The sequence below is a fragment of the Roseateles saccharophilus genome (assembly GCF_004342485.1).
Lineage (GTDB): Bacteria > Pseudomonadota > Gammaproteobacteria > Burkholderiales > Burkholderiaceae_C > Pelomonas > Pelomonas saccharophila.
In genome coordinates, this window is record NZ_SMBU01000009.1 from 69,876 (window position 1) to 94,825 (window position 24,950).

The following is a 24,950-nucleotide window of genomic DNA, read 5'->3' on the forward strand; positions in this document are numbered from 1 at the left end:
ATGAAGATCCTGATCAAAGGCGGCCGGCTGATCGACCCGGCATCCAATCTTGACCGCATCGGCGATCTCGCCGTCGCCAACGGCCGCATCGTCAAGCTCGGCGATGTCGGCGAGTTCGCCGCGGAGCGCACCGTCGATGCCACCGGCCTCGTCGTTGCCCCCGGCCTCGTCGACCTCTGCGCGCGGCTGCGCGAGCCCGGCCACGAGCACGAAGGGCTGCTGGAGAGCGAGCTCGCCGCGGCGGCAGCCGGCGGCGTGACCAGCCTGGTCTGCCCGCCCGACACCGACCCGGTGCTGGACGAGCCCGGCCTCGTCGAGATGCTGAAGTTCCGCGCTCGCAAGCTGAGCCGCTGCCGGCTCTTCCCGCTCGGCGCGTTGACCCGCAACCTCGAAGGCAAGGCGCTGACCGAGATGGCCGAGCTGACCGAGGCCGGCTGCATCGGCTTCTCGCAGGCCGAGGTGGCGATCAAGGACACCGTCGTGCTCAGCCGCGCGCTGCAGTACGCCGCCACCTATGGCTACACCGTCTGGCTGCGCCCGCAGGACGCCTGGCTCGGCGGCGGCGTGGCGGCCAGCGGTTCGGTCGCGACGCGACTGGGCCTGTCCGGCGTGCCGGCCGCGGCCGAGACGATTGCACTGCACACCATCTTCGAGCTGGTGCGCGCCACCGGCGCGCGCGTGCACATCTGCCGCCTCTCCAGCGCCGCCGGCGTGGAGCTGGTGCGTGCGGCCAAGCGCGATGGCCTGCCGGTCACGGCCGACGTGTCTATCAACTCCCTGCACCTCAGTGACGTCGACATCGGCTACTTCGATTCTGCGATGCGGCTGACGCCGCCGCTGCGCCAGGGCCGCGACCGCGACGCGCTGCGCGCCGGCCTGGCCGATGGCGCCATCGACGCGCTGGTGTCCGACCATATGCCCGTCACCGTCGACGAGAAGGCCGTGCCCTTCGCCGAGGCCACGCCGGGCGCGACCGGCCTGGAGCTGCTGCTGAGTCTGGCGCTGCGCTGGGCTCGCGATGCCGAGCTGCCGCTGGCGCGCGCGCTGGCCGTCGTCACCGCCGAGCCGGTGCGGGTGCTGGGCGCCGCGCTGGGCTCGCTGTCGGCCAGCGCCGGCCGCCTGGTGGAGGGCGGTGTCGCCGACGTCTGCGTGTTCGACGCCGGTGCCAGCTGGGCCGTCACGCCGGAACTGCTGGCCAGCCAGGGCAAGCACACGCCCTTCGAGTTCTCGCGCAGCGGCTTCGAGCTGCCGGCGCGCGTGCGCACGACGCTGGTCGCCGGGCATATCGCCTACGAGGCTGAATGAAGCAGGCGCTGGTCGCCAGCTGGCGCCTCTTGCGCCTGGTGCCCCATGTGCTGCATGGCCTCTGGCTCGTCAGGCGCCGCTTCGAGCTGCTGACGGCGGCCGAGAAGCACCAGCTCATCCAGTGGTGGTCGCTGAAGACGTTGGCCATCCTCGGCATCGAGTTGAAGGCCGCGGGCGCGGCCCTGCCGGACGGCCATCTGCTGGTGGCCAACCACGTCTCCTGGCTGGACATCGCGGCCGTGCATGCCGTGCTGCCGCAGGCGCGCTTCGTGTCCAAGTCCGACGTGAGGCACTGGCCGCTGGTCGGCGCTCTGGTCGAGGGGGCTGGCACGCTGTTCATCGAGCGCAGCAGCAAGCGTGACGCGCTGCGGGTCGTGCACCAGACGGCGGCGGCCCTGCGGGCGGGCGACTGCGTGGCCGTCTTCCCCGAGGGCACGACCGGCGCCGGCCCCGCGCTGCTGCCCTTTCACGCCAACCTGCTGCAGGCCGCGGTGTCCACCGAGGCGCCGGTGCTGCCGGTCGTGCTGCGCTGGCACGAGCCGGGCGAGCGCTTCAGCAGCGCGGCGCAGTTCATCGGCGACACGACGCTGGCGCAGAGCCTTTGGCGCATCGCGTCGGCGCGGGGCCTGGGCATAGACCTGCAGATCCTGTCGACGGTGACGCCCGATGGCCGGGACCGGCGCGCGCTGGGCGACTCCCTGCGCGAGACGATCAGCCTGAGGCTGGGCTGAGCCAGGACAGGCCGGTCGAGGTGCTGCCGCGCGGCCGGTATTCGAGGCCGACGGCGCCCGGCCAGCCGCGCGCGCCCAGCAGCGCCAGCTCGGCCGAATACTCCTGCGCGCCGGGCTCGTGCCGGCCATCCACGCCCGCGACCTGCACATGGCCGAGCAGGCCGAGGTCCAGCGTGCGCGCCAGGTGGCTCAAGGATTCGCCGCCTTCCGTGACGCGGCAGTGGTAGAGGTCGAGCTGCAGCAGCACGCGCGGCGAGGCCAGCGTGGCGAGCAGGGCCAGTGCCTGGGCCTGGCGGTGCAGGAAATAGCCGGGCATGTCGCGGCGGTTGATGGGCTCGACGGTCAGCACCAGGCCCGCGGGCGCCTGGTTCGCGGCCCAGGCCAGGTTGGCCAGCCAGGCCGCGCGGGTCTCGGGGCCGTCGTCGGCCAGGCCCGACATCAGGTGCAGGCGCGGCGCACCCAGGCGCGCTGCCAGCGCCATGCCGCGCAACGCCGCCGCGCGGAACTCGGCCTCGCGGCCAGGCAGGGCCATCAGGCCGCGCTCGCCCGCGGCCCAGTCGCCGGCCGGCGCATTGATGAGGGCGACGCGCAGGCCCGCCAGCCGCTCGGCCAGGGCCGCTTCGTCCTGCAGATGCGGCTGCAGCATCTCGACGGCCTGGAAGCCGTCCGCCCGTGCCGCGTCGACGCGGTCGAGATAGGCCAGCTCCGGGTAGAGCCAGTCGAGATTGGCGGCGAAGCGGGCCGGGATCAACGGGCGCTCAGGCCTTGCCCTGGGCGGCCACCGCGGCGGCGGCCTTGGCTGCGGCCTCGGCGTCGCCGAGGTAGTAGCTCTTGATGGGCTTGAGGTCGGCGTCCAGCTCATAGACGAGCGGGATGCCGTTGGGGATGTTGACGCCGACTATTGCCGAGTCCGCGATGTTGTCGAGGTACTTCACCAGCGCACGGATGCTGTTGCCGTGCGCGGCGATCAGCACGCGCTCGCCGCCCTTGATGGCCGGCGCGACGGTGTCGTTCCAGAACGGCAGCACGCGGGCGACGGTGTCCTTCAGGCATTCGGTCAGCGGCACGTCGGCCTCGTCCAGGCCGCGGTAGCGGCGGTCGCTGCGTTCGCTGCGCGGGTCGGTCGCTTCGAGCGCCGGCGGCGGCGTGTCGTAGCTGCGGCGCCAGATCAGCACCTGCTCGTCGCCATACTGCTTGGCCATGTCGGCCTTGTTCAGGCCCTGCAGCGCGCCGTAGTGGCGCTCGTTCAGGCGCCAGGCGTGTCGCACCGGCAGCCAGGTGCGGTCCATCTGGTCCAGGCAGTGCCACAGCGTCCAGACGGCGCGCTTCAGGACCGAGGTGTAGGCGATGTCGAAGTCGTAGCCGGCTTCTTTCAGCAGCCGGCCGGCCGTCTTGGCCTGCTCGACGCCGGTGGGCGTCAGGTCCACATCGGTCCAGCCGGTGAAGCGGTTTTCCAGGTTCCAGGTCGATTCGCCGTGGCGGATGAGGACGAGCTTGTACATGGGGCAGGGCGCACAGGTGGTGGAAGGCGGGGGATTATCGGACGCGGCGATAATCACCGGCTTCGTTGAATCTCACGGGATGCTTGCTTGAACTTCCTGCTCCAGAACTGGTATTTGGTCGTCGCCGCCCTTGTCTCCGGCGGCATGCTGCTGTGGCCCCTGCTGGTGTCGGGCTCGCAGGGCTCGGCCATCAGCACCGCCGAGGCGGTGCAGCTCATCAATCGCGAGAAGGGCGTGTTGATCGATGTCAGCGAGCCCGAGGAGTTCGCCAAGGCCCATGCGGCCGGTGCGCGCAACATCCCCTTCGGCCAGATCGAGGGCCACAAGTCGCTGCCGTCCAACAAGGCCCTGCCGCTGGTGCTGGTGTGCCCGTCGGGCGCGCGCGCCGGCCGTGCCGCGGGCATGCTGCGCAAGCTGGGCTACGAGAAGGCCCAGGCGCTGGCCGGTGGCCTGAAGGCCTGGCGCGAAGCCAGCCTGCCGGTCGAGAAGACCGCCTGAGGGGACGACGATGGCGACCGTCAAGATGTACACGACCCTGGTCTGCCCCTACTGCGTGCGCGCCAAGGCACTGCTGAAGCAGCGCGGCGTCGAGCAGATCGACGAGGTGCGTGTCGATCTGGACCCGGCCGAGCGTGCGGCGATGATGAGCCGGACCGGCCGCCGCACCGTGCCGCAGATCTTCATCGGCGACACCCATGTCGGCGGCTGCGACGACCTCGTCGCGCTGGACCAGAAGGGCGGCCTGATGCCGCTGCTGCAGGCCGCCTGAGCACGCTTCGGGCGACCGCCCCGATTTCAAGGCCGGGCAAGCCCCACCGGGCTGTCACGGCCGAGCGCAGATAATGCGCCGCCGCCCGCAGCAAGCCGCTCGCGGGCTTCTTGTTTGAAAGAACTGCCCCATGGCCGACGAGCTCCAAACCGCCCAAACCGCCGACAGCGGCACGCCCGTGTTCCAGATCCAGCGCATGTACCTGAAGGATCTGTCGCTGGAGCAGCCCAATGCGCCGCAGATCCTGCTCGAGCAGCAGCAGCCCCAGGTCGACATCAACCTGACCCTGTCGGCCGAGAGCGTCACCGACGGCATCTACGAGGTCTGCGTGACCGCGACGGTCAACACCAAGGTCGGCGACAAGACGCTGTTCCTGGTCGAGGCCAAGCAGGCCGGCATCTTCGAGATCCGCAATGTGCCGCAGGACCAGGTCGAGGGCATCCTCGGCATCGTCTGCCCGCAGATGGTCTACCCCTATCTGCGCGCCATCGTGTCCGACGTCTGCACCCGCGCCGGCTTCCCGCCCGTGCTGCTGACCGAGGTGAACTTCCAGGCCATGTTCGAGGCCCAGCAGGCCCAGCGCGCGGCCCAGGGCGGCCAGGCCGTCAACTGAAGCGACTCGCCTCGGCAACGACGCCCCGCCTCGAGCGGGGCGTTTGCTTTGGGGGACACTTCTCCGCATGACGACGATGAAGATCAGCGTGCTCGGCGCCGGGGCCTGGGGCACGGCGCTGGCAGTGCAGGCCGCCCATGCCGGCCATGACGTGAGCCTGTGGGGGCGGGACGTCGCGGCCGTCGACGCGATGCGCGCGACCCGCCGCAACACGGCCTATCTGCCCGACAGCGAACTGCCCGCGGCGCTGGCTCTGACGGCCGATCGCGACGCCGCCATCGCCCACGCAGCCAACGGCCTGAGCATCGTCGCGACACCGATGTCCGGCCTGCGCGAGACGCTCGCCGCCCTGCCGCCGACGCAGCGCGTGCTGTGGCTGTGCAAGGGCTTCGAGGCCGGCACGGGCCGTCTCGGCCACGAGATCGCGCGCGAGCTGCAGCCCGCGATGCGGGTGGGTGTGCTGTCCGGCCCGAGCTTCGCGCAGGAGGTCGCCGCCGGCCGGCCGACGGCCCTGGTCGCGGCCAGCGAGGACGCCGGCCTGGCCCGCGCGGCCGTCGAGGCCTTCCACGGCGAGCGGCTGCGCGTCTACACCTCCAGCGACCCGGTGGGCGTCGAGGTCGGCGGCGCGGTGAAGAACGTGATGGCCATCGCCGTCGGCGTCTGCGACGGCCTCAGCGGCTCGGCGCCCGATGCGCCCGGCTTGAATGCGCGCGCCGCGCTGATTACGCGCGGCCTGGCCGAGATGCTGCGCCTGGGCCTGGCCCTGGGCGCGAAGGCCGAGACCTTCATGGGCCTGTCGGGCCTGGGCGACCTCGTGCTGACGGCCACCGGCGACCTGTCGCGCAACCGCCGCGTCGGCCTGCTGCTGGCCCAGGGCCTGGGCGTGCCGGAGATCCTCGCCCAGCTCGGCCATGTGGCCGAGGGTGTCTACAGCGCGCCGACCGTGCTGGCGCGCGCCCGCGGCGCCGGCGTCGAGATGCCGATCACCGAGGCTATGGTGGCGCTGCTGGACGGCCGGCTGCGCGCCGGCGAGGCGGTCGAGCGGCTGATGAGCCGCGACGCGCGCGCCGAGTAGTCAGACGCTGCCGGCGTAGCCGTTCTGCCGCCAGGCCTCGAACACGGCCACGGCGACCGCATTGCTGAGGTTGAGGCTGCGCTGGCCCTCGCGCATCGGCAGGCGCACGCGCTGCTGTGCCGCGAAACCGTCGCGCAATGCCGGTGGCAGGCCGGCCGTCTCGCTGCCGAAGACCAGCCAGTCGCCCGCCTGCCAGGCCACCTCGCCGAAAGGGCGGCTGCCGCGCGTCGTGAACGCGAACATGCGTGCCGGGTCGGGCGATTCGGCGGCGAGGAAGGCGGCCCAGTCGGCATGGCGCTGCACGCGGGCGTACTCGTGATAGTCCAGGCCGGCGCGCTGCAGCAGCCGGTCCTCCATCGAGAAGCCCAGCGGCTCGATCAGGTGCAGGGCGCAGCCGGTGTTGGCCGCGAGCCGGATCACATTACCCGTGTTGGGCGGGATTTCGGGGTGGACAAGGACGATCTGGAACATGGGCGGGATTGTCCCCGCGGCTCAATCCTCGTCCGGCGCCGGCGTGCGCGCGATGACCCAGGCCTGCACGCTCATCACGCCGGCCTGCAGCAGCACGCGGGCCAGCTCGAACAGCGTGGCGCCGCTGGTCATCACGTCGTCCAGCAGGGCCACGTTGCTGCCGCGCAGCACGCCGGCGCGCAGCGGTTCGACGGCGAAGACGCCGCGCACATTGGCGGCGCGGGCTTCCAGCTTGAGGCCGGCCTGGGCGGCGTTTTGGCGTACGCGCAGCAGCATCTCGGGCTCGCAGCGCAGGCCGCGCCGCCTTGCCAGCGCCTTGGCCAGCTCATGCGACTGGTTGTAGCCGCGCTCGCGCAGCCGCCCGGGGGACAGGGGCACGGGCAGCAGCCAGTCGGGCTCGACGACCTCCGCCGCGTTCAGCGCCGAGTTCAGTCGCTCCAGCAGGCTCTCGCGCAGGTCCAGGGCCTGGTGGTATTTGAAGTGCTGCAGCAGGCCGTCCCAGGGGAAGCGGTAGTCCAGCGCGGCCACCGCGCGGTCCAGTGGCGGCGGCTCGGTCAGGCAGCGCCCGCACTGCGGCTGCGGGCGACCCATCAGCTCGGGCGGCAGCCGGGCCGCGCAGGTCCAGCAGCGCGGCTGGGGGCGGGCGTAGAGGCCGAGGCAGCTTTCGCAGATGGTCCGGTGGCTCCAGCTGCGGCAGACCGAGCACTGCCCGGTGCAGCGCATCAGCACCTTCTCGACCAGTGCGGGCTTGGCGGCCGCCAGGGAGCGTTCGGGCATCGGCTCAATATACTGACCGGCCCATGAGTGAGCCGGTATCGACCCCTAGTTCAAACAAGGGGTCGCGCCCCCAGGACATCGACCCCGCCGCGTCGCGCCATCAGGCGCGGCGCCTGGCCGCCGCGGCCGAGCCGCCCTGGCTGCACGCCGAGGTCGCGCGACGCATGGCCGAGCGCCTGCCCTTCATCAAGCTGCAGCCCGCGCGCGTATTGGACGCCGCGCCCGCCCTGGGCGCGAGCGCGGAGCTGCTGCGCCAGGCCTATCCCGGCGCCGAGATGCTGTGGCACGAGGCCGATCCGGCGCTGGCCGAGCGTGCCGCCCGGGCCCGGCCCCAGGGCTGGTGGCAGAAGCTGCGCGGCGCGTCGTCCGGCCGTGTCGATGCGCTGCCGGCCCGGCCAGAGGTCGAACTGCTCTGGTCCAACATGGCGCTGCACGCCGGCGCCGACCTTCCGGCCCTGCTGGCCGGCTGGCAGGCCAGCCTGGCGGTGGGCGGCTTCGTCATGTTTTCCTGTCTGGGGCCGGACAGCTTCCGCGAGTTGCGTCCGCTCTACACCCGCCGTGGCTGGGGCCGGCCGGCGCCGGACTGGTGGGACATGCACGACGTCGGTGACCTGGTGCTGAAGGCCGGCTTTGCCGATCCGGTCATGGACCAGGAACGGCTGACGCTGACCTGGGCCAGCCCCCAGGCCTTGCTGGCCGACCTGCGCGCATTGGGTGGCAATCTGGCGCCGGCGCGCTTCGCCGGCCTGCGCGGCGGTGTCTGGCGGCAGCAGTTGCTGGCCGAACTGGAGACGCTGCGCGATGCCGACGGCCGGCTGGCGCTGACGGTGGAACTGGTCTACGGCCATGCCTTCAAGGCCGCGCCGCGGTTGACGGTGGCGGCGCAGACCGAAGTGTCGGTGGACGCGATGCGCGCGCAACTGCGCAAGGCACGGCCCGGAGCCTGAGTCCGCGGCCTGCGGCGGAGCGCCGTCCTAGGTGATTCCGAGGGGCTGGCCCGGGCCAGGGCCATGGGATCGCTGGGCTAAACTTTCGGGCCGCGAAGCAAGCCTAGGGCAAAACCCGAGGTCGCCCCTTGAGCGGCGTCAAATTCGGCCTTTCTGGCGGATTGCAAGCCCCGCTCCTCAAAGAACCAAGTGACGACAACCATGACGATGATGAACGCACGAGTGCATAGCGCCTCACGCGGCTGGGCCCAGCGGGCCGCCGTGGCGGCGACGGCGGCCCTGGCTACGGGTTCGGCCCTCGCGGTGAACGATCTCAAGGGCGGCCCTGGCGTCAATCAGCTCAACCTGCCCGAGCCGGTGACGCGCATCGCGGCGGATCAGATCTGGCTGCACAACTTCATGCTGATCATCTGCCTGGCGATCTTCATCGCCGTGTTCGGCGTGATGTTCTATTCCATCTTCAAGCATCGCAAGTCCAAGGGCGCGGTGTCGGCCAACTTCCACGAGAGCGTGGCGGTCGAGATCGCCTGGACCGTCGTGCCCTTCCTGATCGTCATCGGCATGGCCCTGCCGGCCACCAAGGTCGTCGTCGCGATGAAGGACACGACCAATGCCGACCTGACTATCAAAGCCACCGGCTACCAGTGGAAATGGGGCTACGACTACCTGAAGGGCGAGGGCGAGGGCATCGGCTTCCTGGCGACGCTGGACGCCGAGCAGCGCGAACAGTCCAACTCCGGCCATCCCGAAAAGGTCGACAACTACCTGCTGAAGGTGGACAACCCCGTCGTCGTGCCCGTGGACAAGAAGGTCCGCATCATCACGACGGCCAACGACGTCATCCACTCCTGGATGATCCCGGCCTTCGGCGTGAAGCAGGATGCCATCCCCGGCTTCGTGCGGGACACCTGGTTCCGTGCCGAGAAGGTCGGCGACTACTATGGCCAGTGCGCCGAGCTCTGCGGCAAGGAGCACGCCTACATGCCCATCCACGTCAAGGTGGTGTCCGCCGAGGACTACACCAAGTGGGTCGACGGCAAGAAGAAGGAAATGGCCGCCAAGGCCGATGACCCGAGCAAGGTCTGGGAGCAGGCCGCGCTGATCGCCCGCGGCGAGAAGGTCTATGCCAACAACTGCGCCGTCTGCCACAAGCCCGACGGCAAGGGCGCCGGTCCGATCAAGCCGCTCGACGCCTCGCCCGTCGTGACCGCCGAGGACAAGCTGGCCCAGGTCGCCGTCGTGCTGAGCGGCCGCATGGACAAGGGCATGCCCTCCTGGAAGCAGCTCAGCGACACCGAGATCGCCGCCGTCGTGACCTACACGAAGAACAGCTGGTCCAACAAGACGGGCCAGACGGTGCAGCCGTCCGAAGTCGTCGCCGCCCGCAAGTAAACCGAACGCCGAATCAGAGGAAATCACATGAGTGCAGTTCTCCCCCCCCACGGCGTTCATGGTGGCCATGACGGCGACCACGCCCACGACGACCATCATGACCACCACGCACCCACCGGCTGGCGCCGCTGGGTGTTCGCGACCAACCACAAGGACATCGGCACGCTCTACCTGCTGTTCAGCTTCACGATGCTGATGATCGGCGGCATCCTGGCCTTGTGCATCCGTGCCGAGCTGTTCCAGCCCGGCCTGCAGTTCTTCAACCCCGAACTCTTCAACCAGTTCACGACCATGCACGGTCTGATCATGGTGTTCGGCGCGATCATGCCGGCCTTCGTCGGCTTCGCGAACTGGATGATCCCGCTGCAGATCGGCGCCAGCGACATGGCCTTCGCGCGGATGAACAACTTCAGCTTCTGGCTGCTGATCCCGGCGGCCATCATGCTGGTGGCGAGCTTCTTCATGCCCGGCGGCGCGCCCGCAGCGGGCTGGACGCTGTACGCGCCGCTGACGCTGCAGATGGGCCCGTCGATGGACGCCGGCATCTTCGCGATGCACATCATGGGCGCCTCGTCCATCATGGGCTCGATCAACATCATCGTGACCATCCTCAACATGCGCGCCCCCGGCATGACGCTGATGAAGATGCCGATGTTCGCCTGGACCTGGCTGATCACGGCCTATCTGCTAATCGCGGTCATGCCCGTGCTGGCCGGCGCCATCACGATGACGCTGACCGATCGCCATTTCGGCACCAGCTTCTTCAATCCGGCGGGCGGCGGCGACCCGGTGATGTACCAGCACATCTTCTGGTTCTTCGGCCACCCCGAGGTCTACATCATGATCCTGCCGGCCTTCGGCATCATCAGCCAGATCGTGCCGGCCTTCGCCCGCAAGCGCCTGTTCGGCTATGCGTCGATGGTCTACGCGACGGCCTCCATCGCCATCCTGTCCTTCATCGTCTGGGCCCACCACATGTTCGCCACCGGCATGCCGGTGACGGGCCAGCTCTTCTTCATGTACGCGACCATGCTGATCGCGGTGCCCACCGGCGTGAAGATCTTCAACTGGCTGGCGACGATGTGGCGCGGCTCGATGACCTTCGAGACGCCGATGCTGTGGGCCGTGGGCTTCATCTTCGTGTTCACGATGGGCGGCTTCACCGGCCTGATCTGCGCGATGGCGCCGATCGACATCCAGATCCAGGACACCTACTACGTCGTCGCCCACTTCCACTACGTGCTGGTGGCCGGCTCGCTGTTCGCGCTGTTCGCCGGCGTCTACTACTGGGGTCCGAAGTGGACCGGCGTGATGTATTCGGAGACGCGCGGCAAGATCCACTTCTGGGGCTCGCTGATCTTCTTCAACCTGACCTTCTTCCCGATGCACTTTCTCGGCCTGGCCGGCATGCCGCGTCGCTATGCCGACTACCCGATGCAGTTCGCCGACTTCAACATGGTGGCGTCCATCGGTGCCTTCGGCTTCGGCTTCATGCAGGTCTACTTCTTCCTGGCTGTCGTCGTGCCGATGATGCGCGGCAAGGGTGAGAAGGCCCCGCAGAAGCCTTGGGAAGCCGCCGAAGGCCTGGAATGGGAAGTGCCGTCGCCGGCGCCCTTCCACACCTTCGAGGAGCCGCCCAAGCTGAACGCTTCGGCCACCAAGATCGTCGGCTGAGGACTGCGCAATGACACCCGAGCAGCGCAAGGCCAACCGCCGACTGGCGTTGATCCTGTTCACCGTGGCCTTCGCCTTCGGCATCGGCTTCATGGTGAAGATGACGCTGTTCGCCCACCACTGACATGCCGTTCCGCTCCTTCGCCGCCGCCCTGCATCGCGACAACCGCCACCTCTTCGTCAAGCTGGCGGTGGTGGCGGCGCTGATGTTCGGCTTCGGTTATGCGATGGTTCCGCTCTACAAGGCCATCTGCAATGCGCTCGGCATCAACGTGCTGTCGCTGGCGGAGAAGCAGACCCTGCTGGCCGAGAAGGGCGAGGCCAACGGCAACGGCCAGATCGACTACAGCCGCAGCATCACGGTCGAGTTCGACACCAATGCGCGCGGCCCCTGGGACTTCAAGCCCGCCGTGCGCCACCTGACCGTGCATCCGGGCGAACTGACCCAGGTCATGTACGAGTTCAAGAACGTGCAGGACCGCACGATGGCTGCCCAGGCCATCCCGAGCTATGCGCCCATGCAGGCAGCGGCGCATTTCAACAAGCTCGAATGCTTCTGCTTCAACGAATACACGTTGAAGCCGGGCGAAAGCAAGCAGTGGCCGGTCGTCTTCGTCATCGACCCCAAGCTGCCCAAGGACGTGAAGACCATCACGTTGTCCTACACCTTCTTCGAGGTGGCCGGCAAGGGCGGGGTCAAGCTGGGCGAGGCTCCACGGGGCGCGGGAGCCGCACTGTGAACGAGCCGGGCCAGGATCTGAAGGACGCCGTGAACCGCAAGGCCTCGCTGGCACAGACGATCTCGGCCGTGGCCTGGAGTTTTTTCGGCGTGCGCCGGGGCCGGGACCATGAGAAAGACATGGCCAGGCTCAACCCGGTGCATGTGGTGATTGCGGGCCTGCTCGGCGCAGCCCTGTTTGTGTTGATGCTGGTGCTGCTGGTCCGCTGGGTCATCGGCAGCGGCGTGGCCGGGTCCTGAGCGCCCCGGCGCAGATCAGTCAGAACGAGCGAGAACTAGGAGAACGACATGTCGGCAGCGACCACCTCGGGCAAGGCCCCGTACTACTTCGTCCCGGCGCCCTCCCGGCATCCGGTGATGGCCGCGATCGGCCTGTTCTTCGTCATCCTGGGCGCCGGCCAGTGGGTCAACGACCACCACTGGGGCATGTACTCGCTGTTCGGCGGCCTGGCGCTGTGGGCATTCGTGCTGCAGCAGTGGTTCCGCCAGGCCATCGGCGAGAGCGAGGGCGGCCTCTACAGCGACCGCATCGACCTCTCCTTCCGCTGGAGCATGGGCTGGTTCATCTTCTCGGAGGTGATGTTCTTCGCCGCCTTCTTCGGCGCTCTGTACTGGGCCCGCGTGTTCTCCGTGCCGTCGCTGGGCAGCATCGAGAACGCGCTGCTGTGGCCCGACTTCAAGGCCATCTGGCCCAGTTCCGCGCCCGGTTTCACCGGTGCGCCGGCCGGCACGGTCGAGGCCTTCAGCACGATGGGCCCCTGGCCCATCCCGACGCTGAACACCGCGCTGCTGCTGACCTCGGGCGTCACGCTGACCATCGCCCACCATGCGCTGATCGCCGGCAACCGCGCCCGCACCATCGCCTTCATGTGGCTCACGGTGCTGCTGGGCGCGACCTTCCTCGGCTTCCAGGCCTTCGAATACCACCATGCCTACACGGAGCTCAACCTCAAGCTCAGCTCCGGCGTCTACGGCTCGACCTTCTTCATGCTGACCGGCTTCCACGGCTTCCACGTCTGCGTGGGCGCGCTGATGCTGCTGTTCATCACCATCCGCCTGATGAAGGGGCACTTCACGCCCGAGCGCCACTTCGGCTTCGAGGGCGCGGCTTGGTACTGGCACTTCGTCGACGTCGTCTGGCTCGGCCTCTACGTCATCGTCTACTGGTTGTGACGCGACCCGCCCCGCAATAACAAAGCGCCGCAGTCGCGGCGCTTTTTCGTTGCCGCTTCAGGACTTCAACGGCAGGCCGGTCGGGTGGATCCAGCCCAGCTTCCAGCACAGCAGGATGATCAGGAACAGCGCCACCGACACGCCGACCCGCACCGCCAGCGCCCGCGCCATATTCGGGCCGCGCCCGCTGCGGCTGCCGTTGCGCAGCATGAAGAAGCCCGCTGCCGCCAGCGCGCCGAGGATGCCGATGAAGGCGATCAAGATCACGAATTTCATGACCGCAAATTATCCGCTCGGGGTTGTCGCATGACGCGCCGTGGCTGGCTGGTTCTGGCGGCGGCGCTGCTGGGCGCCGCGCTGACCGCGCGGCTGGGCATCTGGCAGCTGGACCGTGCCGCGCAGAAGAATGCGTTGCAGGTCGCCGACGAGGCCGAGGCTGCTCGCCCGGCCCTCGGCAATGCGGAACTCGGCAGCGACCGGCAGTTGCACCGGCGCGTCGTGCTGCGGGGCAACTGGGTCGCCGAGCGCAGCGTCTGGCTCGACAACCGGTCGATGGACGCCCGCGCCGGCTTCTTCGTCGTGACGCCGCTGCGCCTGGCCGGGCGCAGCGAGGCCATCCTCGTGCAGCGCGGCTGGGCGCCGCGCGATCCTGTCGAACGCACCCGGTTGCCGCCGCTGGCCACGCCGACGGAAGAGGTCGAGGTGCAGGGCCGCCTGGCCGCCTCGCCGTCGCGGCTTTTCGAGCTCGGCACCGGCTCGGCCGGGCCGATCCGGCAAAATCTCGATGCTGCGGCCTTCGCCGTCGAATCCGGCCTCGTGCTGCTGCCGCTCACCGTCGTGCAGACCGCGCCAGCCGGCGCCGACGACGGCTTGCTGCGCCACTGGCCGGCGCCCGACCTAGGTCTGCAAAAGCACTATGGCTACGCCTTTCAATGGTTCGCGCTCTGCGCGCTGATCGTCGGTCTCTATGTCTGGTTCCAACTCATCCGCCCCCGGCTCCACAAGTCCTGAACCGCTGAGCTTCGCGGTGCACAGCCTGCCCGACCCGCGCGTCGCCACCCGGCAGCGCGCCGGCCGCTGGAAGATGCTGCTGGTGCTGGCGCTGTGCGCGGCGCCGGTCGTCGGCTCCTACTTCACCTTCTACGTCATCAAGCCGCACGGCTCGGCCTATGGCGAGCTGATCACACCGGCCGTCGAGATGCCGGCCGACCTGCCGCTGAGCGACCTGCAGGGCCATGCCGTCGCGGCCGAGTCGCTGCGCGGCCAGTGGTTGCTGGCGGTCGTGCAGCCCGCGGCCTGCGATGCCGCCTGTGAACGCCAGTTCTATGTGCAGCGCCAGTTGCGCGAGATGCTGGGCAAGGAGCGCGACCGCGTCGACAAGCTCTGGCTCATCCCGGACGACGCCCAGCCACGCGCCGAACTGCTGGCCGCGCTGTCGCAGAAGGGCGCCGAGGTGACCGTGCTGCGCGTGCCTCGCGAGCGCCTGGCCGCCTGGCTCAAGCCGGCCGCGGGCAAGACCCTGGCCGACCATTTCTATGTCGTCGACCCGATGGGGCGCTGGATGCTGCGCGCGCCGGGCGAGCCCGAGCCCAAGAAGTTCAAGGCCGACCTCGACAGGTTGCTGCGCGCGAGTGCGGGCTGGGACCAGGCCGGCCGATGAACGAGTTGTTGTTGCCGCTGGGCCAGGTCGCCGCCATCGGTGGCGCGGTCGCGCTGGGTCCGCTGATCTGGTGGCGCCAGCGCTCGCGCGCGGGCACGCCCACCGCCCGGCTGCGGGCGCTGACGCTGCTGGCCCTGTTCCTGACCTTCGACCTCATCGTCTTCGGCGCGTTCACGCGCCTGACCGACTCCGGCCTGGGCTGCCCGGACTGGCCCGGCTGCTACAGCGCCGCCAGCCCGGTCGGCGCGCATGGGCATATCGAGGCGGCGCAGGCGGCCATGCCTACCGGCCCGGTCACGCACACCAAGGCCTGGATCGAGATGCTGCACCGCTACCTCGCCAGCGCCGTGGGCCTGCTCATCCTCACGCTGGCCGTGTTGAGCTGGCGCCTGAAGCGCCAGGATGGCGAGGCCGCACCCTCGCCGTGGTGGCCGACGGCCTCGCTGGCCTGGGTCTGCGTGGTCGGCGCGTTCGGGCGGCTCACCGTCACGATGAAGCTCTTCCCGATCATCGTCACGGGTCATCTGCTGCTGGCCATCGGCCTGCTGATGCTGATGGCCTGGCAGCGCGAGGGCTACGAGCCACGCCCGCTGGCCGCGCCGGCGTGGCTGCGCGGCGCCGTCGCCGGCCTGCTGCTGCTGGTTCTCGCCCAGGTGGCGCTCGGCGGCTGGGTCAGCACCAACTACGCGGTGCTGGCCTGCGACGAGTTCCCCAGCTGCCACGGCGGCCAGTGGTGGCCACATCTGGACTTCGCCCAGGGCTTCCAGCTCTGGCGTGAACTCGGCCAGCGAGCCGACGGCGGCTACCTCGGCTTCGAGGCGCTGGCGGCCATCCACATGGCCCATCGCATCGGCGCGGCCCTTGTCTTCGCGGCCGTCATCGCCATGGTCCTCGCGTTGCGCCGGCATGCGCCGGCCTGGTCGCGTTGGCTGCTGGCTGCCGCCGGCTGGCAGCTGGCCACAGGCCTGTCCAATGTCGTGCTCGATTGGCCCATCGCCGCCGCCCTGGCCCACACCGGCGGTGCCGCCGTGCTGCTGGCCCTGCTCATCACCTTGCTTGCGCGCCTCTCGAAGGCGCAGCCCTGACCATGGCTTCCACGTCCACCGCCAGTGCCCTGGTGCACAGCCCGCGCTGGCAGCAGTTCTACCAGCTGACCAAGCCGCGCGTCGTCCAGCTCATCGTCTTCTGCGCCGCCATCGGCATGGCCCTGGCCGTGCCCGGCCTGCCGTCGGCTAGCCAAGCCCTGACCATGCTCGTGGCGGTAGCCGGCATCTGGCTGGTCGCCGGCGCGGCGGCCGCCTTCAACTGCCTCATCGAGGACGGCATCGACGCCCGCATGAAGCGCACGGCCTGGCGCGCCACCGCCAAGGGCGAGCTGAGCCGCACCCAGACCCTGGCCTTCTCGGCCCTGCTGTGCAGCATCGGCATGGCCGTCCTGGGCGTTTATGTGAACCTGCTGACGATGTGGCTGACCTTCGCCACCTTCGTCGGCTATGCGGTCATCTACACCGTCATCCTGAAGCCGATGACACCGCAGAACATCGTCATCGGCGGCGCCTCGGGCGCGATGCCGCCCGTGCTGGGCTGGGCCGCGCTGCGCGGCGACCTCGGCCCCGAGCCCTGGCTGCTCTGCCTGATCATCTTCCTGTGGACGCCGCCGCACTTCTGGGCGCTGGCCCTGTACCGCGCCGAGGACTACGCCCGCGCCGGCCTGCCCATGCTGCCCGTCACCCACGGCAGCGACTACACGCGGCTGCAGATCCTGCTCTATACCTGGGTGCTGTTCGCGGCCACGCTGCTGCCCTTCCTGACCGGCATGAGCGGCTGGTTCTACCTGGTTTGCGCGGTCGCGCTGGGCCTGGGCTTCTGCGGCTATGCCTTTCGCCTCTGGCGCTCGTATTCGGAGATGCTCGCGCGGCGGACCTTCTGGTTCTCCATCTGGCATCTGTCGCTGCTCTTCGCAGCCTTGCTGATCGACCATTACCTGCCATGAGCACTCGCCGTTTCGCCCTTGCCGCGCTGGCCGCGCTCGCCCTCGCCGGCTGCCAGAAGGCCGACCCCGACCGGCCCGCCTTCAAGGGCATCGATCTGACCGGCGCCGAATACGCCCGCGGCCTGAACCTGACCGACCAGGACGGCCGAGCGCGGTCGCTGGCGGATTTCAAGGGCAAGGTGCTGGTGGTCTTCTTCGGCTACACCCAGTGCCCCGACGTCTGCCCGACGACGATGGCCGAGGTGGCCGAGGTCAAGCGCAGCCTGGGCGCCGACGGCGACAAGGTGCAGGGCATCTTCGTCACCATCGACCCCGAGCGCGACACGGCCGCGCTGCTGAAGGCCTATCTCGCGAGCTTCGACCCCAGCTTCGTCGGCCTGCGCGGCAGCGAGGAACAGACCCAGGCCGCGGCGAAGGAGTTCAAGGTCTTCTTCGCCAAGGTGCCGGGCAAGACGCCCGAGACCTACACGATGGACCACACGGCCGCGAGCTTCATCTTCGACACCGAGGGCCGCGTGCGTGTCTACGCCCGCTACGGCGCCGGCGCCCAGCCACTGGCCGACGACATCAAGCTGCTGCTGGCCGGGAAATAGCCCACCCCCTACCGGCTTCGCCGGCCCCCTCAAGGGGGCGCACCCGAAGGACCGGCGGAGCCGGATCCTTGGGTGCCGCTGGATGAACAAAGCCCCGGCGTGCCGGGGCTTTGTGCTGGAAGCAGGCCGAATCTCAGGCTGTTTCGGTCAGGGCCTTCTTCATCTTCTTCATCGCGGCCACCTCGATCTGGCGGATGCGCTCGGCCGACACGCCGTACTCGGCTGCCAGCTCGTGCAGTGTCATGCCGCCCGAGGTGTCGTCGTTCACCTTCAGCCAGCGCTCCTCGACGATGCGGCGGCTGCGCGGGTCCAGCACTTCGAGGGCGCGCTGGATGCCGTCGCCGGCGAGCGCGTCGCGCGAGCGGGCCTCGATGACGCGGGTCGGCTCATGACTGTCGTCGGCCAGGTAGGCAATGGGGGCGAAGCTCTCGCCGTCGTCGTCGGTCTGCGGCTCCAGGGCCACGTCGCCGCCCGACATGCGGGTCTCCATCTCCAGCACTTCCTCGCGCTTCACGTTCAGCTCGCGGGCCACATGGGCGACCTCGGCCTCGGTCAGCGTGTTGCGGTGCGTGGCGGCATCGTCCTGGCCGGCCTTGAGCTGGTGCTTCATCGAGCGCAGGTTGAAGAACAGCTTGCGCTGGGCCTTGGTCGTCGCGACCTTGACCATGCGCCAGTTCTTCAGGATGTACTCGTGGATCTCGGCCTTGATCCAGTGCATCGCATAGCTGACCAGGCGCACGCCCTGGTCCGGGTCGAAGCGCTTGACGGCCTTCATCAGGCCGACATTGCCTTCCTGGATCAGGTCGCCCTGGGGCAGGCCGTAGCCGACGTACTGGCGCGAGATGGACACCACCAGGCGCAGATGCGACAGCACCATGCGGCCGGCGGCTTCAAGGTCGCCGTGCTCGCGCAGGCGGCGCGCGGCCGAGCTTTCCTCCTCGGCCGTCAGCAACGGCAGGCGGTTGACGGCAGAGATGTAGGCGTCCAGATTGCCCAGCGAGGGCACCAGGGCCCAGGGGTCGCGGACGGCAATGGCGGAAGAGGCAGACATCGTGTCGAATCCTTCGAAACCGCCGCGTGGATTGCGGCGGCGATGGAATATTAGCACTCTGCTTTGTCGAGTGCTAAGTCTGATGAGGCTGCCGCCGGAATGCAGTGTTTCTGCAGTTGAAACAGTGTGCGACTGCTAACTTCAGGCCTCCCGGCCGGCAGAGTCTTCAGTCGACGAGGCCGAAATCGGGGCTTTTGATCATGGCTTCGATGTCCAGCAGGATCAGCATGCGGTCGCCGATCTTGCCCAGGCCGGTGATGAAGCGGGCGTCCATGGCCGCCGGTACCTCGGGGCGGGCCTTGATCTCGTCAGCGCTCAGTTCCAGCACGTCGGACACCGAGTCGACGACGATGCCCACCACGCGGCCGGCCACGTTCAGCACGATGACGACGGTGAAGGCGTTGTATTCGCCCGCCTGCCCCAGGCGCAGCCGCAGGTCCAGGATGGGCACGATGACGCCGCGCAGGTTGACCACGCCCTTGATGTAGGCCGGCGCGTTGGCGACCCGTGTAGGGGCCTCGTAGGAGCGGATCTCCTGCACGCGCAGGATGTCCAGGCCGTATTCCTCCTCGCTGATGCGGAAGGTCAGGAACTGGCGGCCTTCGGTGTGGGACAGGGCCTGCACGGCCTGGGCGCCGGTGCTGGGAACGAGGTCGGTGGAGCTCATCGGACGCTGCGCGGGGGGAAGGAGGAAAGCCTCATTCTGCCCGCTCCGAGGCGGCCGGCCCCGCCAACAATTCGTCGACCAGGGCCAGCAGTTCGCGCACGTCCAGCGGCTTGGTCAGGTAGTGGCGGGCGCCGGCCGTGCGGGCCAGCGCGATCTGCTCCGGCTGGGCGTTGGCCGAGACGACGACGACGGGCGGCGCCGTGTGGCCCAGCTCGCGCAGCCGGCCGAGCACGGTCTGGCCGTCGCCGTCGGGCAGCTGCCAGTCCAGCAGCAGCAGGGCGGGCGGGCGCTCGCGCAGCGCACGCACACCGGCCTCGACCGTCGTCGCGACTTCCAGCTCCAGGCCCGGGCGCTGTTCGAGGATGCCGCGCATGACCTCGGCGTTCAGCGGGTTGTCCTCGATATAGAGCAGGCGCCGGTGCGGACCGGCCCGGGGGGCGGCCGGCTCGTCGGGCCGGCCCTCAAGGGCGGCCGGCGTGGCCGCGCCCGCGGCGGGCAGCCTCAGCACGAAGCAGGCGCCCTGGCCCTGGCCGGGGGCCGGGGCCTCGGCGCGCAGGCTGCCGCCCATCATCTCGGCCAGGCGCAGGCTGATGACCAGGCCGATGCCTGTGCCCGGCAAGCCGCTGTGCTCGCGGCCCAGGCGATTGAAGGGCTGAAAGAGGGCGGCGCGCTGCGCCTCGCTGAGGCCCAGGCCGGTGTCGCGCACGGCGACCTCCACCCAGCCCGGCTCGGGCGCGCTGGCCTGGATGCTGATGCTGCCGCCGGGCCGGTTGTACTTGACGGCGTTGCTGAGCAGGTTGGTCAGGATCTGCGTGACCCGCGTCGGGTCGCCCTGCAGCTGCACGGCGCCCGGGTCGATGCGCTGGCTGAGCGCCAGCCCGCGCTCGGTCGCACTGTGCTGCACCAGGGCCAGCGCGCGCGCCAGCAGCGGCGGCAGCTCCAGCACGGCCGGCTCCAGGCGCAGCGAGCCGGCCTCGATGCGTGACAGGTCCAGCGTGTCGTTGATCATCTCCAGCAGGTGCCAGCCGGCCTGGGCGATCTGTTGGGCCCGGCCGCGCTGGGCGGGCGCGAGCGGCTCGGCCGCGTCCATCTGCATCAGCTGCGTGAAGCCGAGGATGGCGTTCATCGGCGTGCGCAGCTCATGGCTCATGCGCGACAGGAAATCGTTCTTGGCCTGGTTGGCCGCCTCGGCCGCCTCGCGCGCGCGGTCCAACTCCTCCATGCGCAGCTGGTCGGTGATGTCCTCGACGACGCCGACGAGCCGGTGCGGCCGGCCGTCGGGGCCGCGCAGCAGGCTGACGAGCACACGGGCGTGGGCGATGCTGCCGTCCGGCCGGACATAGCGCTTGTTGCGGCGGTAGAAGGGGATCTCGCCGCGCAGCATGCGGTTGGCCAGGCGGATGTCCTCGCGGCGGTCGTCCTCGTGGGTCACGTCGATGGAGCGGCGCCCCATCAGCGACTCGGCCGGGTAGCCGACCAGCTTGCAGAAGTGGCTGTTGACTTCCTGGAAGCCGCCGTTCAGGTCGGTGAAGGCGATGCCGATGGGCGCCGTCTCGAAGATGCTGCGAAAGCGCTCCTCGCTCTGGCGCAGCGCCTGCTCGCCGAGCGTGCGGTTGCCGATCTCGCGCTCGAGCGCCGCTGTGCGCTCCCTTACCTGGGCCTCGACATGCTGGGTGCGGCCCGACATCAGCAGCAGCAGCGCGCCGACCATGGCGGTGGACATCAGGCCCACCAGCGCAAAGGCCCAGCTGCGGCCAGGCTCCTGCACGAGGCCCGGCAGGTCGTAGACGTGCACCTCCCAGTGCCGGCCGCCGAACTCCAGCGGCATCTTGACCAGGGGCAGGTCGGCGCCTTCGCCACGCTGCACCGCCTCGCAGCCGGGCCGCCCGCCCAGGCGCCGGTAGGTGGCGTCGGGGCCCAGGTCGACGAGGCAGACGCCCAGTTGCTCGGGCCAGCCGGCGGCCAGGTGCGACATCAGCAGGTCAGGCCGCAACGTCGCGAAGACCACCCCGTCCAGCGCCTGCTCGCCCGGCACGGCATTGCGGCGGTACAGGGGCTGGTAGACGACGACGCCGACCGCGCCCTCCTTGTCCTGCGACAGCTGGAAGCCCGCCGACGCGACCGGCCGCCCCAGGGCCGCGGCCTGGGCGATGGCCGCGCGCGCGCCGGGGATGGTGCGGACGTTGATGCCCAGGGCGCCCAGGTTGCGCGACAGCGGCTCGATGAGGCGGATGGCCATCATGTCCTCGTCGGCCGGCACCTGCAGGTCGCCGGCGCGGTTGCGGTCGCGCGCCTGGTAGCCGCCGGGAAAGTTGTCGGCCGCGGCCGCGGCGTTGAAGCGGTCGACGTCGGCGCGCGCCACGCGCAGCGTCAGCCCCAGGGCCAGCAGCGGGGTGTCTTCGCCCAGAAAGGCGCTCGTCGCGCGGGCGAACTCCTCGCGTGTGGGCAGCGGCTTGACCTTGATGAGGCCATGCACGCCTTCCAGCGCCAGCAGCGGCTCGCGCAGCCGGCCGGCCAGGTCCTGGGCCGCGCCGTTCGCTTCGCGGGCGAAGTCGGCGCGATTGCGCTGGCGGTCCCAGTCGACCGTCACGGCCACGCCCAGGCCGACGAGCAGCGTCGTCAGCAGCATCGGCAGCCCGACGCTGAAGCGCCGCGGCGCCCAGGCCGAGCGGGGCTGGCCGATCAGCGCGAGCGTGATCGGCGTCGCGATGAGCACGCCCATCAGGTCGCCGGTCCACCAGATCGTCCAGACCAGGGGCATCTGCGCCGCCGTGATGACGCCCAGAGTTTTCAACACCAGCGTCGCGCAGCTCGGGCTGACGAGGCCGGCCAGCGCCGCGGCGGCCAGGTAGCCGCCGATCTCGCGCGGCGAGGTGAGCAGCGGTGGCCGGCCGCACCAGCGCCGCACCAGCAGCGTGCCGGCGGCGGCCTGGGCCGCCGCGCCGCAGCCGATGCCGGCGGCCAGCAACAGCGCGCTGGCGCCCATGTCGGCCATCGCCGTCGCCTGCACGATGGCGGAGCCCAAGGCCACGGCCGGCAGATGGCGCAGGCCCAGCACCAGCAGTACCGCCAGGCCCCAGCCCGCGGCCGGGTAGATGGGCGCCACATGGTAGGGCGGCAGCACCATCAGCAGGCCGAGCCGGCCCAGCAGGTAGTAGACGAGGGTGATGCCCGCCGACAGCACCAGGTAGCGACCGACGCCGCGGACCGACACCGGGCTGGCCTGCTTCATTCCGCCTGCGCCTCCCGCAGCGTCTGCACGACGGGCCGCTGCAGCACGCCGCGCAGGCTCCACCAGCCGGCGCTCCAGGCCAGCAGCGCGCCGCAGGCCGCGCCCACCAGGGGCACCCAGGGCTTGATCTGCCAGTCGAACTCGAACACGAAGTGCGCCAGCAGCGCCGCCAGCACCAGGGCCACGCCGCCGGCCAGCAGGCCGGCCAGCGCGCCCACGCCGAGCAGTTCGGCGCGCTGCACCCGGGCCAGCAGCGAGGACGGCGCGCCCAAGGCCCGCATCAGCGCGAACTCGCGCGTGCGGGCCTCGCGCGTGCTGCCCACGGCCGCCAGCAGCACGACCAGGCCGGTCGCCAGCGTGAAGCCGAACAGGAACTGCACGGCCTGGATGACCTGGTCCAGCACGCCCTGCACCTGGTTGAGCTGGGCCGACACGTCGATGACGGTCAGGTTGGGGAAGCGCCGCGCCAGCTCGCGGTCCAGCTTGGCTCCCGCCGGCGTGCGGTAGGCGGCGATCTGCGTGGACGGCAGCTCGGGCAGCGCGGCGGCCTCGAACAGCACGAAGAAGTTGACCCGCATCGACGACCAGTCCACCTTGCGCAGGCTGGTGATGCGGCCCTGCACCGGCTGGCCGCCGATGTCGAAGGCCAGCTGGTCGCCGAGCTTGAGGCCGAGGTTCTTGGCCAGCCCTTCCTCGACGCTCAGGCCCATTTCGCCTGGCCTTGCGCCGCCCCAGCGGCCGGCCACGATCTGGTTGTGCGCGGGCACGTCGGCGGCATGGCTGAGGTTGAACTCGCGCTCGGCCAGGCGCTGGGCGCGCTCGTCGGCGAAGCGCCCGGCCTGTACGGCCTCGCCGTTGATGGTGGTGAGGCGGCCGCGGATCATCGGATACCAGTCGAAGCCCGCGACGCCGGCATCCTTCAGCACCTTGCGGAAGTCCTCGCCCTGGTCGGGCTGGATGTTGATGACGAAGCGGTCCGGCGCCGCGGCCGGCGTGGCGCGGCGCCAGCTGTCGATGAGGTCGGTGCGCAGCAGCACCAGCAGGGCCAGGGCCAGCAGGCCGACGGCCAGCGACGCCACCTGCATGACGGCAAAGCCCGGCCGCGCCGCGACCTGGCGCGTGGCCAGCAGCAGCCAGCGCGGCAGGCCAGCGCCGCTGACATTGACCGGCACCAGGCGGCGCAGCAGCCACACGGCGGCCCAGGCCAGCAGCGCGAACAGCAGCACCGCGCCGGCAAAGCCGGCCGCCGCGATGGCGCCCAGCTTCAGGTCGCCCGCCAGTACGACGAGGATGGCCGCGAGACCCGCGACGCCCGCGCCCAGCACCAGCAGGGAGCCGGCCTTGGGCGCGCCGAGGTCGCGGCGGATCACGCGCAGCGGCGGCACAGCGGCCAGTTGCAGCACCGGCGGCAGGCCGAAGCCCAGCAGCAGCGACAGCCCCAGGCCCAGGCCCAGCAGGGCCGGCCAGATGCTGGGCGGCGGCAGGCTCACGTCGATGAGGCCGGCCAGCAGCGACACGAAGACTTGGTGCAGGGCCAGGCCGCCCAGCACGCCGGCCCCGCTGGCCGCTAGGCCCGCGAGCAGGAACTCCAGGCCATAGGCCCAGGCGATGCGCCGCTGCGGCTGGCCCAGCACGCGCAGCATCGCGCAATCGTCCAGGTGGCGGGCCGCGAAGTCGCGCGCGGCCAGGCCCACGGCGACGGCGGCGAGCAGGGCCGACAGCATCGCCACGAGGCGCAGGAAGCGGGCCGCGCGGTCCAGGGTCTGGCGCATCTCGGGCCGGCCCGATTCCAGCGACTCCAGGCGCACGCCGCGCAGCTGCGTCTCGCCGACGAGCTGCTCGGCACTGGTGACGAACTTCTTCACGGCGTCGGGAGCCGCGCCGGGGCCGGGCACCAGGGCCAGGCGATAGGTGATGCGGCTGGCCGGCTGCACGAGGTGGGTGGCTTCGAGATCACTCTCGGACAGCATGACGCGCGGCGCGAAGTTCATGAAGCCGGCGCCGCGGTCGGGTTCGGTCGCTATGAGGGCGGCGAGCCTGAGGCGGGCATCGCCGAGCAGCAGCGTATCGCCGAGCTTGAGGCCCAGGCCGTCGGCCACGGCCGCGTCGACCCAGGCCTCGCCCGGTGCCGGCGCACCGCCGCGGCCGGGCAGGGCCTCGCGCAGCGCGATCCGGCCGCGCAGCGGGTAGCCGCTGCCGACCGCCTTGACCGCGACGAGCCGGCTCTCGCCGCCTTGGGCCTCGTCGGCTCGCGCCATGCTCGCGAAGGTGGCGCTGCGCACGCCGGTCAGCTTCAGCTCGGCCGCGAGGCTGACGAGGGGCTGGGGCGTGGGCTGGTCGCTGGCGACGACGGCGTCGCCGCCCAGCAGCTGGGCCGCGTCGCGCCGCAGGCCCTGGTCGAGCCGGTCGGACAGGAAGGCCACCGCGCACAGCGCCGCGACGGCCAGCGCCACGGCCAGCATCAGCAGGCGCAGCTCGCCGGCCCGCCAGTCCCGCAGCAGCTGGCGCCAAGCGATCAGCAACGTGGCGGGCGGACGCGAAACAGCTGGGGACGTCATGCGCGCGACTGTAGCCGCGGCCGTCAAG

The 24,950-nt window shown here is 70.3% G+C and carries 27 protein-coding genes; 18 read left to right on the forward strand and 9 right to left on the reverse strand.

Going from position 1 to position 24,950, the window contains the following annotated elements; translation table 11 throughout:
* A complete protein-coding gene (locus EV671_RS09840) occupies positions 1-1,305 on the forward strand; it encodes a dihydroorotase (protein ID WP_132571135.1) in 1,305 nt (434 codons plus the stop codon).
* Positions 1,302-2,036 (forward strand): lysophospholipid acyltransferase family protein, encoded by a 735-nt coding sequence (locus tag EV671_RS09845; protein WP_132571136.1) that lies wholly within the window; start codon positions 1,302-1,304, stop codon positions 2,034-2,036. The genes EV671_RS09840 and EV671_RS09845 overlap by 4 nt, the downstream gene beginning before the upstream one ends.
* Here the strand turns inward: EV671_RS09845 and EV671_RS09850 are convergent.
* Both EV671_RS09850 and gpmA read right to left on the reverse strand, forming a co-directional pair.
* Entirely contained in the window at positions 2,017-2,787 is a 771-nt protein-coding gene (locus tag EV671_RS09850) for a hydroxypyruvate isomerase family protein (protein ID WP_243655668.1), read from the reverse strand. The genes EV671_RS09845 and EV671_RS09850 overlap by 20 nt on opposite strands.
* A 7-nt stretch (positions 2,788-2,794) precedes the next feature.
* Positions 2,795-3,538, reverse strand: coding sequence for a 2,3-diphosphoglycerate-dependent phosphoglycerate mutase (gene gpmA / locus EV671_RS09855; protein ID WP_132571138.1), 744 nt, complete (start codon positions 3,536-3,538; stop codon positions 2,795-2,797).
* Between the two features lie 87 nt (positions 3,539-3,625).
* On the opposite strand from gpmA, the gene EV671_RS09860 reads away from it, so the two are divergent.
* From EV671_RS09860 to EV671_RS09875, 4 genes are all read left to right on the forward strand, one after another.
* A complete protein-coding gene (locus tag EV671_RS09860; protein ID WP_132571139.1) occupies positions 3,626-4,036 on the forward strand; it encodes a rhodanese-like domain-containing protein in 411 nt (136 codons plus the stop codon).
* A gap of 10 nt (positions 4,037-4,046) precedes the next feature.
* Positions 4,047-4,307, forward strand: coding sequence for a glutaredoxin 3 (grxC, locus tag EV671_RS09865; protein WP_132571140.1), 261 nt, complete (start codon positions 4,047-4,049; stop codon positions 4,305-4,307).
* A 130-nt stretch (positions 4,308-4,437) separates the two neighbouring features.
* A complete protein-coding gene (gene secB / locus EV671_RS09870) occupies positions 4,438-4,920 on the forward strand; it encodes a protein-export chaperone SecB (RefSeq protein WP_132571141.1) in 483 nt (160 codons plus the stop codon).
* 76 nt (positions 4,921-4,996) lie between these two features.
* Positions 4,997-5,995, forward strand: coding sequence for an NAD(P)H-dependent glycerol-3-phosphate dehydrogenase (locus EV671_RS09875; protein WP_132571243.1), 999 nt, complete (start codon positions 4,997-4,999; stop codon positions 5,993-5,995).
* Here the strand turns inward: EV671_RS09875 and trmL are convergent, their stop codons facing one another.
* A complete protein-coding gene (gene trmL, locus EV671_RS09880; RefSeq protein WP_132571142.1) occupies positions 5,996-6,466 on the reverse strand; it encodes a tRNA (uridine(34)/cytosine(34)/5-carboxymethylaminomethyluridine(34)-2'-O)-methyltransferase TrmL in 471 nt (156 codons plus the stop codon).
* Positions 6,467-6,487: 21 nt separating this feature from the next.
* Entirely contained in the window at positions 6,488-7,243 is a 756-nt protein-coding gene (locus tag EV671_RS09885; RefSeq protein WP_132571143.1) for a ComF family protein, read from the reverse strand.
* A 23-nt stretch (positions 7,244-7,266) separates the two neighbouring features.
* On the opposite strand from EV671_RS09885, the gene EV671_RS09890 reads away from it, so the two are divergent.
* The 7 genes from EV671_RS09890 to EV671_RS09915 all read left to right on the forward strand — a co-directional run bounded on the left by EV671_RS09890 (position 7,267) and on the right by EV671_RS09915 (position 13,168).
* The gene (locus EV671_RS09890; RefSeq protein ID WP_132571144.1) at positions 7,267-8,190 is read left to right on the forward strand and encodes a class I SAM-dependent methyltransferase; all 924 of its coding nucleotides are present in this window, start codon (positions 7,267-7,269) and stop codon (positions 8,188-8,190) included.
* 201 nt (positions 8,191-8,391) lie between these two features.
* A complete protein-coding gene (gene coxB / locus EV671_RS09895; RefSeq protein WP_132571145.1) occupies positions 8,392-9,582 on the forward strand; it encodes a cytochrome c oxidase subunit II in 1,191 nt (396 codons plus the stop codon).
* 27 nt (positions 9,583-9,609) lie between these two features.
* A complete protein-coding gene (gene ctaD, locus EV671_RS09900) occupies positions 9,610-11,256 on the forward strand; it encodes a cytochrome c oxidase subunit I (protein ID WP_132571146.1) in 1,647 nt (548 codons plus the stop codon).
* A 10-nt stretch (positions 11,257-11,266) separates the two neighbouring features.
* On the forward strand, positions 11,267-11,380 hold the full coding sequence (locus tag EV671_RS27345; RefSeq protein ID WP_243655669.1) for a cytochrome oxidase small assembly protein: 114 nt from the start codon (positions 11,267-11,269) through the stop codon (positions 11,378-11,380).
* Between the two features lies 1 nt (position 11,381).
* Positions 11,382-11,996: a cytochrome c oxidase assembly protein gene (locus EV671_RS09905; RefSeq protein ID WP_132571147.1), complete on the forward strand. Its 615-nt coding sequence runs from the start codon at positions 11,382-11,384 to the stop codon at positions 11,994-11,996.
* Positions 11,993-12,235, forward strand: coding sequence for a DUF2970 domain-containing protein (locus EV671_RS09910; RefSeq protein ID WP_132571148.1), 243 nt, complete (start codon positions 11,993-11,995; stop codon positions 12,233-12,235). The genes EV671_RS09905 and EV671_RS09910 overlap by 4 nt, the downstream gene beginning before the upstream one ends.
* Before the next feature lie 48 nt (positions 12,236-12,283).
* Complete coding sequence (locus EV671_RS09915) at positions 12,284-13,168, forward strand: cytochrome c oxidase subunit 3 (RefSeq protein WP_132571149.1); 885 nt, start codon at positions 12,284-12,286, stop codon at positions 13,166-13,168.
* A 57-nt stretch (positions 13,169-13,225) separates the two neighbouring features.
* Here the strand turns inward: EV671_RS09915 and EV671_RS09920 are convergent, their stop codons facing one another.
* Positions 13,226-13,444: a DUF2909 domain-containing protein gene (locus tag EV671_RS09920; protein ID WP_132571150.1), complete on the reverse strand. Its 219-nt coding sequence runs from the start codon at positions 13,442-13,444 to the stop codon at positions 13,226-13,228.
* 30 nt (positions 13,445-13,474) lie between these two features.
* On the opposite strand from EV671_RS09920, the gene EV671_RS09925 reads away from it, so the two are divergent.
* The 5 genes from EV671_RS09925 to EV671_RS09945 are packed head-to-tail and all read left to right on the forward strand — an operon-like array spanning position 13,475 to position 17,414.
* Positions 13,475-14,179 (forward strand): SURF1 family protein, encoded by a 705-nt coding sequence (locus EV671_RS09925; protein ID WP_132571151.1) that lies wholly within the window; start codon positions 13,475-13,477, stop codon positions 14,177-14,179.
* A complete protein-coding gene (locus EV671_RS09930) occupies positions 14,136-14,828 on the forward strand; it encodes an SCO family protein (RefSeq protein WP_132571152.1) in 693 nt (230 codons plus the stop codon). Before EV671_RS09925 ends, EV671_RS09930 begins: the two co-directional genes overlap by 44 nt.
* A complete protein-coding gene (locus tag EV671_RS09935; protein WP_132571153.1) occupies positions 14,825-15,913 on the forward strand; it encodes a COX15/CtaA family protein in 1,089 nt (362 codons plus the stop codon). Before EV671_RS09930 ends, EV671_RS09935 begins: the two co-directional genes overlap by 4 nt.
* 2 nt (positions 15,914-15,915) lie before the next feature.
* Positions 15,916-16,821 (forward strand): heme o synthase, encoded by a 906-nt coding sequence (cyoE, locus tag EV671_RS09940; protein ID WP_132571154.1) that lies wholly within the window; start codon positions 15,916-15,918, stop codon positions 16,819-16,821.
* Positions 16,818-17,414: an SCO family protein gene (locus tag EV671_RS09945; RefSeq protein ID WP_132571155.1), complete on the forward strand. Its 597-nt coding sequence runs from the start codon at positions 16,818-16,820 to the stop codon at positions 17,412-17,414. Before cyoE ends, EV671_RS09945 begins: the two co-directional genes overlap by 4 nt.
* Before the next feature lie 133 nt (positions 17,415-17,547).
* On the opposite strand, the gene rpoH is transcribed toward EV671_RS09945, so the two are convergent.
* The 4 genes from rpoH to EV671_RS09965 all read right to left on the reverse strand — a co-directional run bounded on the left by rpoH (position 17,548) and on the right by EV671_RS09965 (position 24,922).
* On the reverse strand, positions 17,548-18,465 hold the full coding sequence (gene rpoH / locus EV671_RS09950) for an RNA polymerase sigma factor RpoH (protein ID WP_132571156.1): 918 nt from the start codon (positions 18,463-18,465) through the stop codon (positions 17,548-17,550).
* A gap of 166 nt (positions 18,466-18,631) precedes the next feature.
* Positions 18,632-19,132, reverse strand: coding sequence for a chemotaxis protein CheW (locus EV671_RS09955; protein WP_132571157.1), 501 nt, complete (start codon positions 19,130-19,132; stop codon positions 18,632-18,634).
* A 31-nt stretch (positions 19,133-19,163) separates the two neighbouring features.
* The gene (locus EV671_RS09960; protein WP_132571158.1) at positions 19,164-22,364 is read right to left on the reverse strand and encodes a PAS domain S-box protein; all 3,201 of its coding nucleotides are present in this window, start codon (positions 22,362-22,364) and stop codon (positions 19,164-19,166) included.
* Positions 22,361-24,922: an ABC transporter permease gene (locus EV671_RS09965; RefSeq protein WP_132571159.1), complete on the reverse strand. Its 2,562-nt coding sequence runs from the start codon at positions 24,920-24,922 to the stop codon at positions 22,361-22,363. Before EV671_RS09965 ends, EV671_RS09960 begins: the two co-directional genes overlap by 4 nt.
* Between the last annotated feature and the right edge of the window lie 28 nt (positions 24,923-24,950).

Excerpts from the sequence above, each read along its gene's own strand:
- EV671_RS09930 (WP_132571152.1), top strand. The coding sequence starts at position 14,136 with ATGTCTGGTTCCAACTCATCCGCCCCCGGCTCCACAAGTCCTGAACCG.
- EV671_RS09885 (WP_132571143.1), bottom strand. The coding sequence starts at position 7,243 with ATGCCCGAACGCTCCCTGGCGGCCGCCAAGCCCGCACTGGTCGAGAAG.
- EV671_RS09935 (WP_132571153.1), top strand. The coding sequence starts at position 14,825 with ATGAACGAGTTGTTGTTGCCGCTGGGCCAGGTCGCCGCCATCGGTGGC.
- EV671_RS09875 (WP_132571243.1), top strand. The coding sequence starts at position 4,997 with ATGAAGATCAGCGTGCTCGGCGCCGGGGCCTGGGGCACGGCGCTGGCA.
- gpmA (WP_132571138.1), bottom strand. The coding sequence starts at position 3,538 with ATGTACAAGCTCGTCCTCATCCGCCACGGCGAATCGACCTGGAACCTG.
- EV671_RS09955 (WP_132571157.1), bottom strand. The coding sequence starts at position 19,132 with ATGAGCTCCACCGACCTCGTTCCCAGCACCGGCGCCCAGGCCGTGCAG.
- coxB (WP_132571145.1), top strand. The coding sequence starts at position 8,392 with ATGACGATGATGAACGCACGAGTGCATAGCGCCTCACGCGGCTGGGCC.
- EV671_RS09915 (WP_132571149.1), top strand. The coding sequence starts at position 12,284 with ATGTCGGCAGCGACCACCTCGGGCAAGGCCCCGTACTACTTCGTCCCG.
- EV671_RS09905 (WP_132571147.1), top strand. The coding sequence starts at position 11,382 with ATGCCGTTCCGCTCCTTCGCCGCCGCCCTGCATCGCGACAACCGCCAC.
- ctaD (WP_132571146.1), top strand. The coding sequence starts at position 9,610 with ATGAGTGCAGTTCTCCCCCCCCACGGCGTTCATGGTGGCCATGACGGC.
- EV671_RS09965 (WP_132571159.1), bottom strand. The coding sequence starts at position 24,922 with ATGACGTCCCCAGCTGTTTCGCGTCCGCCCGCCACGTTGCTGATCGCT.
- secB (WP_132571141.1), top strand. The coding sequence starts at position 4,438 with ATGGCCGACGAGCTCCAAACCGCCCAAACCGCCGACAGCGGCACGCCC.
- grxC (WP_132571140.1), top strand. The coding sequence starts at position 4,047 with ATGGCGACCGTCAAGATGTACACGACCCTGGTCTGCCCCTACTGCGTG.
- cyoE (WP_132571154.1), top strand. The coding sequence starts at position 15,916 with ATGGCTTCCACGTCCACCGCCAGTGCCCTGGTGCACAGCCCGCGCTGG.
- EV671_RS09840 (WP_132571135.1), top strand. The coding sequence starts at position 1 with ATGAAGATCCTGATCAAAGGCGGCCGGCTGATCGACCCGGCATCCAAT.
- EV671_RS09845 (WP_132571136.1), top strand. The coding sequence starts at position 1,302 with ATGAAGCAGGCGCTGGTCGCCAGCTGGCGCCTCTTGCGCCTGGTGCCC.
- EV671_RS27345 (WP_243655669.1), top strand. The coding sequence starts at position 11,267 with ATGACACCCGAGCAGCGCAAGGCCAACCGCCGACTGGCGTTGATCCTG.
- rpoH (WP_132571156.1), bottom strand. The coding sequence starts at position 18,465 with ATGTCTGCCTCTTCCGCCATTGCCGTCCGCGACCCCTGGGCCCTGGTG.
- EV671_RS09925 (WP_132571151.1), top strand. The coding sequence starts at position 13,475 with ATGACGCGCCGTGGCTGGCTGGTTCTGGCGGCGGCGCTGCTGGGCGCC.
- EV671_RS09960 (WP_132571158.1), bottom strand. The coding sequence starts at position 22,364 with ATGAAGCAGGCCAGCCCGGTGTCGGTCCGCGGCGTCGGTCGCTACCTG.
- EV671_RS09890 (WP_132571144.1), top strand. The coding sequence starts at position 7,267 with ATGAGTGAGCCGGTATCGACCCCTAGTTCAAACAAGGGGTCGCGCCCC.
- trmL (WP_132571142.1), bottom strand. The coding sequence starts at position 6,466 with ATGTTCCAGATCGTCCTTGTCCACCCCGAAATCCCGCCCAACACGGGT.
- EV671_RS09920 (WP_132571150.1), bottom strand. The coding sequence starts at position 13,444 with ATGAAATTCGTGATCTTGATCGCCTTCATCGGCATCCTCGGCGCGCTG.
- EV671_RS09945 (WP_132571155.1), top strand. The coding sequence starts at position 16,818 with ATGAGCACTCGCCGTTTCGCCCTTGCCGCGCTGGCCGCGCTCGCCCTC.